12 protein-coding genes are annotated in these 15,843 nt (G+C 57.1%); 4 read left to right on the forward strand and 8 right to left on the reverse strand.

Features of this window, described 5'->3' with window-relative positions; all coding sequences use genetic code 11:
• Positions 1-9: 9 nt before the first annotated feature.
• The 8 genes from pqqB to ACI514_RS09550 all read right to left on the reverse strand — a co-directional run bounded on the left by pqqB (position 10) and on the right by ACI514_RS09550 (position 10,408).
• On the reverse strand, positions 10-921 hold the full coding sequence (pqqB, locus tag ACI514_RS09515) for a pyrroloquinoline quinone biosynthesis protein PqqB (protein ID WP_405123629.1): 912 nt from the start codon (positions 919-921) through the stop codon (positions 10-12).
• 72 nt (positions 922-993) lie between these two features.
• Complete coding sequence (gene pqqA / locus ACI514_RS09520; protein WP_020295432.1) at positions 994-1,068, reverse strand: pyrroloquinoline quinone precursor peptide PqqA; 75 nt, start codon at positions 1,066-1,068, stop codon at positions 994-996.
• Positions 1,069-1,391: 323 nt separating this feature from the next.
• The gene (locus tag ACI514_RS09525) at positions 1,392-2,720 is read right to left on the reverse strand and encodes a carbohydrate porin (protein ID WP_405123630.1); all 1,329 of its coding nucleotides are present in this window, start codon (positions 2,718-2,720) and stop codon (positions 1,392-1,394) included.
• 325 nt (positions 2,721-3,045) lie between these two features.
• Entirely contained in the window at positions 3,046-4,203 is a 1,158-nt protein-coding gene (tcuB, locus tag ACI514_RS09530; RefSeq protein WP_405123631.1) for a tricarballylate utilization 4Fe-4S protein TcuB, read from the reverse strand.
• The gene (gene tcuA / locus ACI514_RS09535; RefSeq protein ID WP_405123632.1) at positions 4,190-5,644 is read right to left on the reverse strand and encodes an FAD-dependent tricarballylate dehydrogenase TcuA; all 1,455 of its coding nucleotides are present in this window, start codon (positions 5,642-5,644) and stop codon (positions 4,190-4,192) included. Before tcuA ends, tcuB begins: the two co-directional genes overlap by 14 nt.
• Before the next feature lie 323 nt (positions 5,645-5,967).
• Complete coding sequence (locus ACI514_RS09540; RefSeq protein WP_405123633.1) at positions 5,968-8,403, reverse strand: membrane-bound PQQ-dependent dehydrogenase, glucose/quinate/shikimate family; 2,436 nt, start codon at positions 8,401-8,403, stop codon at positions 5,968-5,970.
• Between the two features lie 58 nt (positions 8,404-8,461).
• Positions 8,462-9,706, reverse strand: coding sequence for an SMP-30/gluconolactonase/LRE family protein (locus ACI514_RS09545; RefSeq protein WP_405123634.1), 1,245 nt, complete (start codon positions 9,704-9,706; stop codon positions 8,462-8,464).
• 144 nt (positions 9,707-9,850) lie between these two features.
• A complete protein-coding gene (locus tag ACI514_RS09550; RefSeq protein ID WP_095058147.1) occupies positions 9,851-10,408 on the reverse strand; it encodes a hypothetical protein in 558 nt (185 codons plus the stop codon).
• Between the two features lie 426 nt (positions 10,409-10,834).
• Here ACI514_RS09550 and ACI514_RS09555 point away from each other — a divergent pair, with 426 nt between their 5' ends.
• The 4 genes from ACI514_RS09555 (at position 10,835) to ACI514_RS09570 (ending at position 15,834) form a co-directional block, all read left to right on the forward strand.
• Positions 10,835-13,078 (forward strand): acetate--CoA ligase family protein, encoded by a 2,244-nt coding sequence (locus tag ACI514_RS09555; RefSeq protein ID WP_405123635.1) that lies wholly within the window; start codon positions 10,835-10,837, stop codon positions 13,076-13,078.
• A gap of 68 nt (positions 13,079-13,146) precedes the next feature.
• Positions 13,147-14,187: a CDP-6-deoxy-delta-3,4-glucoseen reductase gene (locus ACI514_RS09560; protein WP_405123636.1), complete on the forward strand. Its 1,041-nt coding sequence runs from the start codon at positions 13,147-13,149 to the stop codon at positions 14,185-14,187.
• A 51-nt stretch (positions 14,188-14,238) separates the two neighbouring features.
• Positions 14,239-14,976: an enoyl-CoA hydratase/isomerase family protein gene (locus ACI514_RS09565; protein WP_405123637.1), complete on the forward strand. Its 738-nt coding sequence runs from the start codon at positions 14,239-14,241 to the stop codon at positions 14,974-14,976.
• Positions 14,977-15,039: 63 nt separating this feature from the next.
• Positions 15,040-15,834: an enoyl-CoA hydratase/isomerase family protein gene (locus tag ACI514_RS09570; RefSeq protein ID WP_405123638.1), complete on the forward strand. Its 795-nt coding sequence runs from the start codon at positions 15,040-15,042 to the stop codon at positions 15,832-15,834.
• Positions 15,835-15,843 lie beyond the last annotated feature (9 nt).

Consider the following 15,843-nt stretch of genomic DNA (forward strand, 5'->3'; position numbering starts at 1 on the left):
CGGGCCCTCCTACAGTTCGATGCTCATGCCGTCGTAGGCGACTTCGACATTGCGTCGCACAAGCTCGGCCCGCTCGGGCGAATCTTCGTCGAGGATCGGGTTGGTGTTGTTGATATGGATAAGGACCTTGCGCTGCTCGGGCAGTTGCTCCAGCACTTCAAGCATGCCGCCAGGGCCGTGCTGCGCCAGGTGGCCCATTTCCCGACCGGTGCGGGTGCCGACGCCACGGCGCTGCATTTCATCGTCGTCCCACATCGTGCCGTCCACCAACAGGCAATCGCTGCCGGCCATGATCTGTAGCAACGACTCGTCGACCTTGCCCAGCCCCGGCGCATAGAACAGCTTGCCGCCCGTGCGCAGGTCTTCGACGATCAGCCCGATGTTATCGCCTGGGTGCGGGTCGAAGCGGTGCGGTGAATAGGGCGGTGCGGCGCTGCGCAGGGGCAGTGGGGTGAAGCGCAGGTTCGGGCAGGCGGCGATGGTGAAGCTCTGGTCGAGTTCGATGCGGTTCCAGCGCAGCCCACCGTTCCAGTGGGTGAGCATGTTGAACAGCGGGAAGCCGGTGCTCAGGTCTTCATGGACCATGTCGGTGCACCAGACCTGATGCGGGCAACCTTCGCGCAGGCTGAGCAGGCCGGTGGTGTGGTCGATCTGGCTGTCCATCAGGATGATCGCACCGATGCCCGTGTCCCTCAGTGCCCGGCCGGGTTGCATCGGGGCGAACCCTTGGAGTTGGGCGCGGATGTCGGGGGAGGCGTTGCACAACACCCAGCTCACGCCATCATCGGAAATCGCGATGGACGACTGGGTGCGCGCCTGGGCCCGCAGGCTGTCGTCGCGAAAACCTGCGCAATTGGCGCAGTTGCAGTTCCACTGGGGGAAACCGCCGCCGGCGGCGGAACCTAGTATCTGGACGAACATGGTTGCTCCATCATTCTGGAACCGAAAATAAAACGCCTCGGCAGGCCGAGGCGCTGTCCATCAGGTACAAACTTAACGGTTTGCGAAGTACATGGTGACTTCAAAACCGATACGCAGGTCGGTGTAAGCAGGTTTGGACCAAGACATGAAAGTACTCCTATCAAGTGATGAGACGTTTGTCAGGTACGTATTTCTGAGTTTGGTTGGGATCATTTTGCAGCGTTCCAAGGCGCGCCCAACCCACGACGCCGTGTTTCGGTTGTCATACTTCGTCTTTTGCTGCCGGACGATCGGATAACAGGACGGCTTCAGGAAACTGCTCCCAGTACGAGAACGAGTGACTCGACAATTTAGCAACCAGGGCAGCGAAGCACTTCGCGAACGATTGAACTCGATTCTGCAGGGCGCAAAATATCATTGTCGTGCTATCCCATGTTTGTTCGAAAATAAAGTGCATTGGAAGAACCCCCTTACAGGCTGGTCTCGAATTTCAAACCGGCCACCCAAGCGTCCTTGACTTCACTGACACCACCGGGGTTACCAACAAACTGGATGTTGGGGCGCACGGTCAGCCACTTGGTCACGCCAAAGCCATAGTAGATTTCCATGTTGGTTTCTGAGCTTTGCGTCGGTGTGTAGCGAGGATCGTCATAGTCGCTGACGCCCGCCCGGTCATTCAGTTGCTGCTGATGATCTGTGAAGCGGTTATTCACATGGAGACTGGCAATGGCGACGCCGATTTCGTCATTCGGGCGAGATTTGAAGGGGGCCGTGTAGTAAGCGCCTACTTGCGCATAACGATCGATCATATTGGTGGCTTTGTCATGCACGGTGGCATAGGCAAACACCGTCAGCCCGCGAGCGGCGAAGTCCGGATCTTTCCAGACTTGTTGTTGCCCGGCAATCCATGCGCCGTATTTACTGTCGCGGGATTTGGCTATGCCGTTTTCTTCTGTGTTGACGTCGTTCGCGTCACGGCTGCTGTAATACGCCCCTACGCGATATTCCCCTGGCAGCCGTCCGGCTCCCAGCGACGTGGTATGGACCAGCTCGACAGGTACCAAGGTACCCTCATTGCCGCTGCCGCTGAGTTTGAAGCCGTTACCTATTTCCAGGTAGGACGGGTTCTGCTCGTACGCACCAATCTGCGCATAAGTGTCATCGCTCAACGCGACCTTTACGCGGCCCGCCCATTGGGTGATTGGCCAGTTGTAAATGATATCGCCGGCCCAGTTACCCGGCTGTGCGCCGCAGAATGCCAGGTTCTGGAATTTGCAGGGGAAGCTGCCGAAGTCCTCGCCAAAGTTCATGCGGCCCAGTTTGATATCCAGCCCGCCGTCAAAGAACTTCTGACGATACCAGAGTTGCGTAAGCCGCCAGGTCTGGCCGCGCCCGTATACCTCTTGAACCTGACTGATGCCGCCTACCCGAGGATCGGTGATGACATCATTGGTGAGATTGCGCCCGTTACGATCCGATATGGTGAATTGAAAATCAGCGCCTTCCCAACCGAGTATTTTCTCAAGGTCAAAATTGCTCATCAGTGCAAGTTGGTCGGTATACCGCGCCGTGGTGTGCGAATCATAGCCACCGGCCAGATTCGTCGCGGCGTCGCCCGTGTAGAGCACGTTAAAGGTATAACCTTTTTCCAGCAATTCTGTGCGTAGGCCGCCCCAGTCTCCCAACATCCAGGGGGATTCAGGACTGAAGGCTTCTTGTGCATGACTGTTGGCCGCTCCGCAAAGCAGCAACAATGCGATGGAAGTATTAAGCGTGTTGCAGTTCATATGAGTGGTCATGATGATCTCTGCTTTTGTTTTTATAGTTAGATAATCGAACACGTCTTCAGATTGATCTTCCGCCCGGAAGAGCATTAAAGAATGTCTGCAACGGGTTGATCCCAGCGAAGAGCGACTGGAGTCTGGGTTTGTAAAGGCGTCGAGCTTGACGTGACACACGGTAAGTTGATGAGAAGACGGGACCTAACTCATGCCTCGTCTGTTCTTGCGAAACAGCTCGGTAATTTATTTGAGCATCGGTAATGCTCTCCTTGTGATTGCCATGAAGGTTGCTTTCAACTTAGCGGCGCCGATGATGCCGTCGGCACGCTCTTGAAAATACCGGTCATTCGCTGGCCGCACTGATCGGGTTGGGTTGGCGTTTTTCAATGGTGTATTTCAGCAACGCAGCGCTGCGGAATATGCCGTGGGCGAATTTGCTATAGGGCATGGTCAGAAAGAACGCCATGACCAGACCCAGGTGGATGGCCAGCAACAAGCCCAACGCACTGGTTTCGCGCCCGGCAAGCAATGCCAGGCCACTGGCGCTGACCAGGAACAGAAGCGCGATGAAGCCACGATCCATCGGTTTCTGATTCTCGTCCCCTTGCTGCGGGTTACGCCGCAGATTCATCCAGAGCAAACCTGCAGGGCCGATCAGCAGACCTACGCCACCGAAGATGCCGAGTAGCACTGGCAGGCTTAAAACCGGGTAGGGGGCCGACCAATCCAGCAAAAAATGATAGAGAGTGGCAACGCCTGTGGCTGCGAAGCACAGCATGAACCCATAGAAGGTGAGGTGGTGAAAGCGGCGGCGCCATAGGGTGAATGCGTCGTCGGCGTTGTTGCAGCCTTCCCCATGTCCGCCGTCCAGGTATTTGAGTTGTGCGACGTTGGCGCCGGCCTCCAGTGCTGCACTGGCTTTCAACGGCAGAGGTGCCTCGGCGGGTGAGATTTCGCGCCAGAATCGACGCACGCCGATACCCAGGGCCAACACGGCAAAACCGAACACCGCGCTGAACATCAGTGCCAACGTGTTGTGTGGAAAAATCCCGTAGAAGTTACCGCCTGGCATGGCAACGAACAGGTTGCCCATGATCATCAAGGTAAGCGACAGGAACAGCGCCAACCCAGCGCCTGAAGCCAGCCCCAAGGTAAGGCCGTTACGTTGGTACAATTTACCCAGTGGCTGCGGCCAGGCGTAATTGGTGTAGGTTTCCAGCCGTACCTTGGCCATGGCTTTGGGGACGTTGACTGCAAATTCGTGCGGGGCAGCGTATTGGCAGGCCGACAGGCACGCGCCGCAGTTGTGGCAAAGGTTCGCCAAGTAATGAATGTCGGCCTGACCGAATTCAAGATGCCGGGTCATTGCGGGGAATACGGCACAGAAACCTTCGCAATAGCGGCAGGCATTGCAAATGGTCATCTGCCGTTCGACTTCGGTTTCCTGCAGGTTGAGGACCGGGATCAGTTGGCTGGATACCTGGGGATCAAACAGCTGCATGTTGAGGCTCCGAGTTTACAGGAGAAAGACCAACCCCCGCACAAAGCGCGGCCCGTACGCCGGCGATTCGTCCGAAGGCGGTACCGATGGCCATGCCAATACCCGCGGTATAACCCTTGCCCAGTACGTTGCCAGCCATCATTTCTCCGGCGACAAACAGGTTCGGGCTGGCCTTGCCATCAAAGTGCACGGCGGCCGTTTCGTCGGTCGCCAAGCCGAGATAGGTAAAGGTGACACCTGGCTTGAGGGGGTAGGCGTAGTAGGGTGGTTTGGTGAGCGGCCTTGCCCAGTGAGTCTTGGCGGGAGTAAGCCCTTCGGTATGGCAGTCATCGAGCGTGGTGTGGTCGAACGTGCCGACATGGCAAGCGTTGTTGTAGTCTTCAATGGTTTTAACGAACTGCGTTTGCGGCAAGTTCAACAGGCGAGCAAGTTCTGGCAACGTCCGTGCTGTGGTTCCAGGGAACACCGGCGGCATGAAGCGGCCAAGTGCCTGTTGGTCGATAATCGAGTAGGCCTGCTGGTTGGGTTGTCCTGCAACGAGACGGCCCCAGATCGCATAACGTTTGGGCCAGAAATCCTCACCCTCATCGTAAAACCGTTCGCCATCGCGGTTGACAACCACGCCCAGGGATACGCAGTCGATGCGGGTACAGATACCGCCGTCGTAAAGCGGAGCCCGTGCGTCGATGGCCACCATATGCGCCTGAGTCGGGTCGCCGACTGCATCGGCGCCAAGATCGAGCATCCGTCGCAACAACACACCAGTATTGAAGCGGGTGCCGCGAATCAGGAAGTTGTCCGATGGCCATTCACCGCGCTCGTTTTGCCCCCAAGCCTCCCGTAGCCATTCGCGGTTGGATTCAAACCCGCCAGCAGCCAAGACGCAGGCGCGTGCTTCGATACGCTCCGCTGGCAATCGTTGTCCATCTACCCCGCGTTCGGCCAGGTGAGCTGCGACGAAAGCACCGTTTTCCAGTTCTATGTCAGTGACCTGAGCGTCATAACGGATCTTCACGCCCAGGCGTTCGGCGCTGCGAAAGTAGGCATTGATCAGTGCCTTTCCGCCGCCCATGAAAAACGCGTTGGTGCGAGCCACATGAAGAGCACCCGACAAGGGCGGCTGAAAGTGCACGCCATGTGAACGCATCCAATCACGGCAAGATGACGAGGCACGAATGGCGATGCGCGCCAGTTTCTCGTTGGTAAGGCCACCGGTGACTTTAAGCAGATCCTGCCAATATTCTTCTTCGGGATAGGCATCGACCAGCACATCCTGAGGCGCATCGTGCATGCAGCGCAGGTTGCGCGTGTGCTGCGAATTTCCGCCGCGCCATACTTTCGGCGAGCCTTCCAGCAGCATTACGCTGGCGCCTGCCTCTCGTGCCATCAATGCGGCACATAACGCAGCGTTGCCGCCACCTATCACCAGAACGTCGACCATCGTATCTCCTCGATTCACTGGCAGGGCGAAGTGACTGCCGGCCAGTGGATTAACCATAGGGATGGGCGTCGCGCGGCGAAAGGCGGATTTAGAGGTGAGGGCTTCAGTTTTAGTGAAGGGTGATGTTTCTGTGTAGAGGGCGATGTGGCAGGCGTTACCACGCTCGCTGAAATACAAAGCGCCCGATGCAAGTGCATCGGGCGCTTTGATATTGAAATGGATATAGATCCATTTCAGAGACAGGCAAATTTGCCCAGTTCAATCCTTTGGAGGCCGGTCACGATGGACCGGCTCCTAAGTTGATCAGCTATTGTCAGCCGCCATTACTTGCCGTCTGGAATTGCAAAAGCAACCAGCTTCGAACCAGGCTTCGTACGATAATGCGGGCGCCCACCCTCGGCGACCACCACAAATTGCCTTCCGCTGACCGGACTGCGATAGGTCATGGGCGTAGCATTTGCGCTGGTGGCCAGGCGGCTGCTCCACAGCTCTCGGCCGGTGGCGGCATCCAGGGCACGGAACGTATGCTCTGCTGCGCCACCGATAAATACCAGGCCGCCACGGGTCGTCACGGCACCACCGGCGGTCGGTGTACCGATCGGGATGGAGACCAGGGTCGGCAGACCGAACGGGCCAATGTCACGCGGGGAGCCAAATGGCTTGGACCAGATGAGCTTGCCGCTGACAAGATCAACAGCGCCAATCAGACCCCAAGGCGGCGCATTGCAAGGAATGCCAAGCTGCGAAAGGAAGTTGACCCGATAAGCACCGTATGGCGTGTCAAGCATAGGCTGCTCGGCTTGTCCCCCTGCATCCAGACCAGGTGCAATCTTGAAATTGCGTTGCGTTGCTTCTTCGCGTGTTACCAACTCGATTCGGTCAGGGACCTGAGTCCAGTTGACGATCATCAGCCCGCGATCAACGTCCAGCGAGATGCCATTCCAGTTCACACCACCCATTGAACCGGGATCGATCAAGACATTCTTGTCGAGCGTGATGGGCGTGAACTGGCCCTCGTAGCGCGATTGTTTGAACATGATCCGGCAAACCATCTGGTCGATCGGCGTCGCCCCCCACATGTCTTTTTCGCGCAGTTGAGGCCCCCTGAAAGCAGGGAGCTCCACAGAGGCAGGTTGGGTAGGGGACAGCCATTCGCCTTTGGCAATATCACGCTGAGGCACAGGCTGTTCTTCCACCGCCTTGATCGGCTCGCCAGTCTCGCGGTCGAGCACGAAAATCTCGCCGCGCTTGGTCGGTTGGATCAGTGCTGGCCGCATGCCCTTTGCGGTAGGCCAGTTCAACAGGGTGGGCTGAGAGGCGACGTCATAATCCCAGATGTCGTGGTGCGTGGCCTGGAATTTCCAGCGCAGCCGACCCGTCTCCGCGTCGAGAGCGATCACCGCACTGGAGATGTCCTCGTCATAGGGACGGCGCTGGCCACCGTAAGCATCAGGTGTCGCGTTGCCCACGGGCAAATAAATCAGGCCGAGCTTCTCATCCGCGCTGATGGGGGCCCAGCTGTTAGGCGTAGAAGGCGTGTAATACTGCCCTTCAGGTGGCAGGCCGAGGCGATTCGGCGCGCCGGCATCAAAAGCCCAGGCGAGTTCGCCTGTCACCGCATCGAAAGCCCTGATGACGCCCGACGGACCACCCCAATATTGCCCGTCGGGGATGCCGCCACCGACGACAATCTTGCCGCGGATGACTTGCGGTGCCGAGCTGACGTAGAACAAGCCATGTGGGTAAGGTGCGACGCCCTTTGTCAGATCGACCGCGCCGTTATTACCAAACCCTGGGCAATATTCACCGGTTTTCGCATCCAGTGACACCAGCGTGGGGTTGTGGCTGGGGGCGTAGATGCGTTCCGAGCAAAACCCATTGGCGTCAGGCACTTTGTAGTACGCCACACCCCGACAAGGTTTACCCGACTGCGGTACGCCGTTGGAAATGTCGCGGCGCCACAATTCTTTGCCGGTTTCCGCATCGAATGCATGGATGCCGTTATTGCCATCACACGCGTACAGGGAACTACCCATCATGATGGGGGTGCCTTCGATCGCGTTGAGATCGCCGTTCACCGGCGCCATGTCGGCTTCCCAGACTTTGACCAGCTTCGAGACGTTGGTTGTGTCTATGTCGGCAAGCGGGCTAAAGCGGGTCCCACCCTGGTCATTGCCGTAGGCTTGCCAGTCGGTACGTTCGTTGTTGGCCATTGGCTCAGGCAGTTTCGCTGGCGCCTGCGATTGCAAGCCGCGTCTCAACATCGGAAAGTCCGGTGCGTCAGGTCCGAAAGCGTGACTGACGCTCCCCAAGGCGATTGCAGCGGCCAGGCCGCCGGCAAACGATGGCCAGCCGCGTGGAAGCTTCCGGGTGTTCGGCGCAGGCGTGAGTCGGGTGAAATGCGGTAGCAGAAGTACTGCGCCGAGAACGAACGGACCCATCAGTCGGGGCGCCAGCTGCCAGCCGTTAAAACCCACTTCCCACAAGCTCCAGGCCGTGGTCCAGACCAGCATTGCGGCATAGACCCAAATCCCTCGCGCATCGCCGCGCCAGAGAAATACAGCGCTTGTGATGAAGGCCAGCCCGGTGATCAGGTAGTACGCAGAACCTGCGTCCGCAACCAAGATGACACCGCCAATGGAAAGGGCCAGACCGAGTATCAGCAATACAATGGCAAAGATACGACACACCCATCGTGAGGCTTTTGTCGTATCGCGCTTGGCATTCAAAGAGTCAGGCTCTACGCCAAAAGGGGTCATAAGGGTTTCTCCATGTGATCAATAGGACACACGTGTTGGGAACAAGCATTGAGGCGGCTCATTTGAATGACGCCGGAGGCAAGCCATGGGTGAACACCTTGGCGCTGAATATTGTCGCTCCTTGCCCCTTATCTCCATCACTGGTGACGGAGTACAAGGTGTTCGTATTGGGATCAATGGCGAGGCTAGTCGATAGCAGGTTGTGTCCTTGTTCGCGCCCCGGCAGCAGCACCTGGCCAATCGGGATACCGATCTGGTTAAAGACCATTACACGCCCTTGCCCATAGATCGCCACATAGACATTGCCATCGGCGTCGACCCGCATCGAATCGGGAGAGGGCCCCGTGAAACGGTAGGGGATGGACGAACTGATAGTGGCGATGGTAGTAGCGTTGGCCAGGTCGATGCGATGCAGAAGGTTGCGGCCAAATTCGGTTGCCCACAGGGTTTTTCCGTCTGGACTTAGCGTAACGCCGTTGGCCATCGAGAGATGCGGCAAGACGACAACGGGAGGCGAAAGATCGGGAGAAACGTAATAGATCCCGCCCTTTGGCTCGGTCGAGATACCTTTGAAATCACTGAAGTAGAAACCGCCCTGTTTGTTGAACGCCAGGTCATTGGGCATGAATCCGGCGTCTTGCGCGATGATGGTTTGCATGCCCGTGCCATCGGGTTTGACCGCGAAAATCGCGCCGAGGTTGCGGTTCAGATCGAGAGCCGCGATGAACAGACGTCCGTCGGGATGAAAGGCCAGTCCGCCAGGGGAGAGATTCTCTATCGTGGCTACGATTGAAAGCTGTTTGGTCGGCGAGAGGCGAAGTACGCGTTTACCCGAAACATCACAGAAAAGCAGGTTGCCCTCGCGGTCAAATATCGCGCCTTCCAGTATCCGACCTTCGTTGGATGCTTTGAACCAGGTTTGAGCCGTGACCGTTGGAAGGCCTCGTTCCGATACTGGAATGGGTACAGGGCCTTGTGTCTGCTTGTCGTAGGCCAATGCTGAAGAGGCGGGGAGTTGTCCAGCGTATGCGCCTGTAGCGATGCCGGCGGCACTGATAGCCAGACAGGCCAGCAGGCTGCTTAGCTGGAGCTTTCTGAGCGCTCCAGGGACACGAGCGCTGCTTCTTCTATCCGAACGTTTCCTACCTGCATGAATGCTTGTCGTGTTGATCGCTGTGTGCACCGCAGGCATGTCGAGTTGTGTCAGCGTGGGTAAAGCGGTCGTAGCGAATAGCCGGCTGGGGGGCGCGCCGGATATCGGCGCGACCAGCCCTTTGAAATTGAACGTTACGCCAATGCTCATAACGAACTCCATTGTGCAAAGCCTTTTACTCCCCCTCAGGGGCGTAGACTTGTTTATTGTTTGATAGGGTGAAGCGGTGTTTCTTACGCGCTAACGTTGGGCACACGACCAGCGAATCTCAGTCCGCCGGAGGGAACCCCTACTTCAAATCTCTTCCCGGGGGTACTGGAGCACGAGGACCTCGGCACCTTCGCCACCTGCTTGGATCTCGAACTTTTCCTCAGTTGATTCCACGACGATCATGGACCAGAGAGGAAGCTCTTCTTCGCCATGCAGCACGCTGCCGTTTCCTACGAAAACGTAATAACCGGATGCAATACCAGGGGGCGGACCGTCCACTTTCATACCAGCGCCCAATCGCAACACCTGAGCGCGCAGCCCATCTGCCTCATCTTCAAAAAGCAGTTCCCAACTCGCTTCTTCGCGGGCCTGCATCACAGGGGCAATGGAGAACTTGATGGGCTCGGACGTCAGGTGCCGGCGTTTGCTTGGACGCAGTTGCTCCCGGTAGCCAGGTTCACTCAAATAGACCGGTTGGGAGTTCCCGGTGTACATCCGCATGGCGACGAAGGACAGCCCTTGCGGGCCCGCCACGATCGGACCGTAAGCCGTGTGATGGTCTTTGAACTGGACGGTGAGCGGTTCCAGCACCTGTCCGCGATTACCCAGTGTGCCACTGCCAGCGATGAACAACTGAAACATCGACACCCCGTGGAAATGGGGCACCACTGCTTCGTGTGCTCTGAGTTCAGACATTGTCGCCTGAGGGCCTGGGGCCCGTTCTTGAGAGCTCCGCGGGCCAAAGAAGGTCGTTCCCCAATGCTGGTTTCCGGTGCCGGGCGAAACGATAACGCTCCGATTTGCAAGGGCGTCTGCCCCACTGCGCGTGTAAATCATCATCAATGCTCCTATTGAATCTGCATGTATGCAGGACAAATCAACCGTCCATACGAGGCCGTAGCGTGCCCTCGGTCGACGGAAAATCATACTAGCATGTGTTTTGATAATTAGCACAAGTTTCAATAGGTGGAACTTGCGCGTAGTGGGTGCATGCTGGGTTAGCGCCGGTGCAAGCTATTATAAGATGGTCTTTGTGGTTTCATTCACTGAAACCTATTCCGAAAATAATTGACTTTCGGCTGGCTGCGGACGACAGTGCACCGTGGCAGCTCTGCTTTTGGGGAAAGCAGAGAAACGACTGCATCTCTTTACCTCGTCTCCCGATTTTCGATAGCGATCAAGGGCATCAGTACCGATATGAATAATTACAAAAACTTGCTTGAACCACGTTCGATTGCGGTTGTAGGCGTGTCGGAGGATGCGGGACGTCCCGGCTCTCAGGCTGTGAGAGCTCTGATGAGCAATGGATATACCGGCGCGATCTATCCGGTGAATCCCAAATACGAAACCTTTGAAGGTTTGAAGTGCTATGGGTCCGTTGCAGATATCGAAGGCGACGTCGACCTCGTGGTGGTTGGCGTTCCTGCGCAGGGCGTTTTAGCCGTGCTGGAATCGAGTGCGCATAAGAAGGTTCCTTTTGCGGTGGTTCTGAGTGGTGGCTTTCGAGAGAGCGGTCCGGAAGGGGTTCTCCGAGAGGAGAAAATGCTCGCGATTGCCCGGGCGGCGGGCATGCGTATCATCGGGCCCAACTGCCTCGGTTTTGCCAACATCCATTCTCGTGTCTACGCCGCATTCGGCAGCATTACGCGTGAACCGAAACTCGAGAAAGGGTCGGTATCGCTGGTGACGCAGAGTGGGGGATTCGGCTACAGCATCGCCCTTGCATGCGCCGAAGCCGGGATTGGTTTCCGGCATGTCATCGCGACGGGCAACGAAAGCGATGTCAACACGGTACAGCTCATTGAGGCGCTGCTTGATGATGACGAGACACACACCATCGTCGCCTATATCGAGGGAACCAATGACGGTCGTGCGCTGTTGGAGATCGGCCGCAAGGCTACGGCGCGCGGCAAGCCGATCCTGCTGTGGAAGGGGGGCGTCACCGAGCAGGGCGCACTAGCGGCCGCATCGCATACCGCCAGCATGACGGGTGTCTATGATTTCTATCGTGCCCTGTTCAAGCAAACGGGGATCGTCGAGATCAGAGAGATCCATGAAGCAGTGGATTTCCTCAAGGCATTGGAAAGCAAAAAATACCCGGACAATGGGGGTGTCGCGGTGATGGGGGTATCGGGCGGGTCTGCGATCGTATTCGCAGATGCGGGTGAGCCTGAAGGTCTGACCTTGTGTGAACTGGGTAACGATACCCAGCAAAAGCTGCTGACGGTCGTACCTAACATCGGGGCCGTCCATAATCCAATCGACCTTACCGCAGGGTATTTTTCAGCGGCCAATGCGCAGAAGTTGGAAGCCGCTGTAAGCGCGACGCTTGAAGACCCTGCCGTAGGATCGCTTTGCATTAACCTGGCAACCACAGGCGCCTCTGGCAGCCTGGCGGCAGCCCAGGTATTGGCCCGAATTGCCGCGTCGGCGTCGAAGCCGATCCTGGTTTTTTCCTCAGCCCCCAGCGTTCAGGTTGCAGAGGCGCTGCGTGTATTCGCTGATGCGGGAATTCCGGTGTTGCCTTCGCCGTCGCGAGCCGCCAAAGCTATCGCAATGCTGATGCGATTCAAGCGGACTCAATCGCGCATTTTGCAGATGCAAGAGGATGAGGGCCTCAAAGTAGAGCGAGCTTCTGTAGCGCTTAGCACCGCCGTTGGCAGTCGGGCATCGTTGTCCGAGGTCGAGTCCAAGGGAATGTTACGTTCCATCGGTATCCCCGTCACAACCGACCTGATCGTGAAGGGTTTTGACGCTGCGCTGTTCGACAAAGTCAAAGCGCCCCTAGTCGTCAAGATTGTCTCTGCGGACATTGCGCACAAAACCGAAATAGGCGGCGTAAAGGTCGGCATTCGGACCGCCCAGGAGCTGGAGTCAGCGATCGAGCAGGTGTTGGCCAACGCGCAACGGCATGTGCCTGCCGCCCACATTGAAGGTGTCCTCGTTTCCGAGATGGTGACAGGTGGCTTCGAACTGATTGCCGGGGTGGTCAAGGATCCTTCATTTGGCCCAGTGGTGGTAGTCGGCGCAGGTGGGATTTATGCGGAAGTACTGAAGGATTCCGCGTGTCGAATCGCTCCTTTCGGCCTGCCAACCGCTATGGAAATGCTCGATGAACTGCAATGCAGCGTGATCATGCACGGGGTTCGGGGCGCGCCTCCCCTTGACGTCGATGCTGTTGCCCGCGCGTTGGTGGCGTTATCGCAGTTTGCCTGGGAGCAGCGCAGCGATATAGCCGAAATCGACATAAATCCAATGTTTGTATTGCCCCACGGTGTGATTGCCGCGGACGCCTTGATTGTGCGCGGTTAATGAACCGCCCCCAAGTTTGTCGCGAGAAAGAGCAACGTACAAAACATTCTGTAAAGGGGTGAATCGCTATGAATGACAGCCTGTCCGCCACATTGACGCATCGGGTCAATGTGAAGCCTATCGACCGCACGTTCGAGGTGCAGCAAGACGATACGATACTTGCTGCCGCCCTCAAAAACGGGTGTCAACTGCCCTACAGTTGTCAAAATGGCATCTGCGGAACCTGTCGGGCCAAAGTACTCGACGGGGTGGTCGATCATGCGGAGTCCAGCATGGCGATACTTTCCAACGAGGACCGGCAGCAGGGCTACGCGCTCCTGTGCCAGGCAAAGGCTTTAACCGCATTGACGATCGCCTGCGAGGTGGTGGAAGCAACACAAGACATCCCTATTCGACGGCTTGTTTCCCGTGTCGATCGTCTCGAGCGCCTGGCCGAGGATGTGATGAGAATTCGCCTGCGCCTTCCTGCCAAGGAGTCTTTAAGGTTTTTGCCTGGGCAATACATCAACGTCGTGATGCCAGGCGGTATTCGTCGCAGTTTGTCGCTGGCAAACGTGCCCGACGACAACGTGTTGGAATTGCATCTCAGGAATTACGGTGGCCCGTTTAGCCAACACGTTTTCAATGTCATGAAAGAAAACGACTTGGTGCGCCTTGAGGGCCCGCTAGGTACTTTTTTTGTGCGTGAAGACAGTAGTAAACCAATGGTCTTCGTTGCCAGCGGCACAGGGTTCGCACCGATCAAAGCCATGATTGAGCGCGAACTTGAAAAAGCATCGAGTCGTGAAATAACGCTCTATTGGGGCGGGCGAAGGGCCTCGGATCTGTATTTGAGTTCCGTTGCCGAGGCTTGGGCGAAAAGTCACAACATCACGTTCATACCTGTCCTGTCAGAAGCACACCCCGACGATCTATGGGAAGGCCGGGTCGGCTTTGTTCACCGTGCAGTCATGGAAGATTACGAGGATCTTTCCCAGCATCAGGTCTATGCCTGTGGAGCGCCCATCGTCGTGCAATCGGCAAGGCAGGATTTTGTGGCGTTACGCAACCTCCCCGAGGAAGAGTTCTTCGCGGACATGTTTGTGTCGGGACAAAAGACTGCCCAGTAGAACTTGTGTCGTGTGTCTCGATTGAAAATAAAAACAAGCACGTAGAGGAAGATGTCCGTGGATGAACTAACCAGCGAGTTGACGGTTGAGCGACATGAGTCGCTCCTGTGGATCACTCTGAATCGTGCCGCCAAGGCGAATGCCATGACGGTGGATATGATGGAGCGTGTGACGGCTGCACTGCAGGCGGCCGCTGATGATCTGCAGATAAACGCGGTGATGTTGACCGGGTCTGGTGAGCGCGTGTTCTGCGCAGGAGTCGATATTCGTGAACAACCGGCGGACGGTGATACGGCACGCCAGCGTGAACGAAGGTCGTTGGCGTTGGCGGCGCTCCAGGACGCCGTGATGGACTGCCCCAAGCCAGTTGTCACAGTGCTCAATGGTACCGCGACGGGAGGTGGCGCGATGCTTGCGCTCTTGGCAGATGCCTGTGTCGCCGTCGATACCGCGAAACTGTCGCTGCCCGAAATTGATTTGGGTATCGCCACCTTCTCGGGTGCGAACATTCTAGAGGTCATCGGCGGGCGCGCTTTGGCGCTTGATCTGATTCAGAGCGGCAGGGCGATGAAGGCTACCGAAGCATTGGCGAGAGGGCTGGTCCGCGAGGTAGCCCTGCGAGACGAACTTCATTTGAAAGCTTCGGCGCTGGGGCAGGCGTTGGGGGCAAAGAACCCGCGCACGTTTGCCGAAAACAAGCGGTGGCTCAATCGTTCGCTGAGAGCTGCATTGTTGCAGGCTCGGGACGAGCATGCACGACACCGTGCACTGGCCCAGGCCGAGCAATAGCGCAGCGGGCAACGAGTGTGGTTTTGCACGGGCGGCGTGTCCATATCGAACTGAGGGAATATGATGTCTGATCTAGAAGTCAGTACCGTTGGCCGGGTCATGGTAGCCAAGCTAAACCGGCCCGAAAAAAAGAACGCCTTGAGCGAGAGCATGTTGGATTCACTTCGCACTGCATTGCTGGCGGCCGATGAAAATGATGACATCGGTTGTTTTGTCATCACCGGTGCCGGTGATGCATTCTGCTCCGGAGGCGACCTGGGCCGTCGTGCCGCGGAGAGCGCAGAGGGGGATCCAACGCCGCTCGAGCGTAAAATCAGATTGCAAAAAGTCACCCACAAGGTGGCATTGGCGATCGAGAACTTCGAAAAGCCACTCATCGCGGCGGTAAACGGCGCGGCGGTGGGGGCGGGCATGGATCTTTCGTTGCAGTGCGATATGCGTTTCGCATCAGAGTCGGCTCGATTTGCTGAGGCTTATATTCGTGTCGGCCTGATCCCTGGAAATGGCGGCTGCTATTTGTTGCCGCGCATAGTCGGTACCGCGAAAGCCCTGGAATTGTTATGGACGGGCGATTTCGTCAGTGCTGAGGAGGCGTTGGCATTGGGCATCGTCAACCGAGTATTCGGTGATGACGAACTCATGCAGCAAACGCTGGATTTTGCTACACGCCTGGCGGATGGCCCTCCCATCCAGCAACGCAGCATAAAGAAGCTGCTATACCAATCGCTGCGGACTGATTTGCGGACGAGCTTGGAGTCGGTGGCTGCGCAGATGGCCGTGGTGCAATCCACAGATGACTACAAGGAGGCCATCAAAGCGTACAAGGAAAAAAGGAAACCGCGTTTCATCGGCAAATAGCGTGTCGTG

It is taken from the genome of Pseudomonas sp. M20 (assembly GCF_045037865.1).
GTDB lineage: Bacteria > Pseudomonadota > Gammaproteobacteria > Pseudomonadales > Pseudomonadaceae > Aquipseudomonas.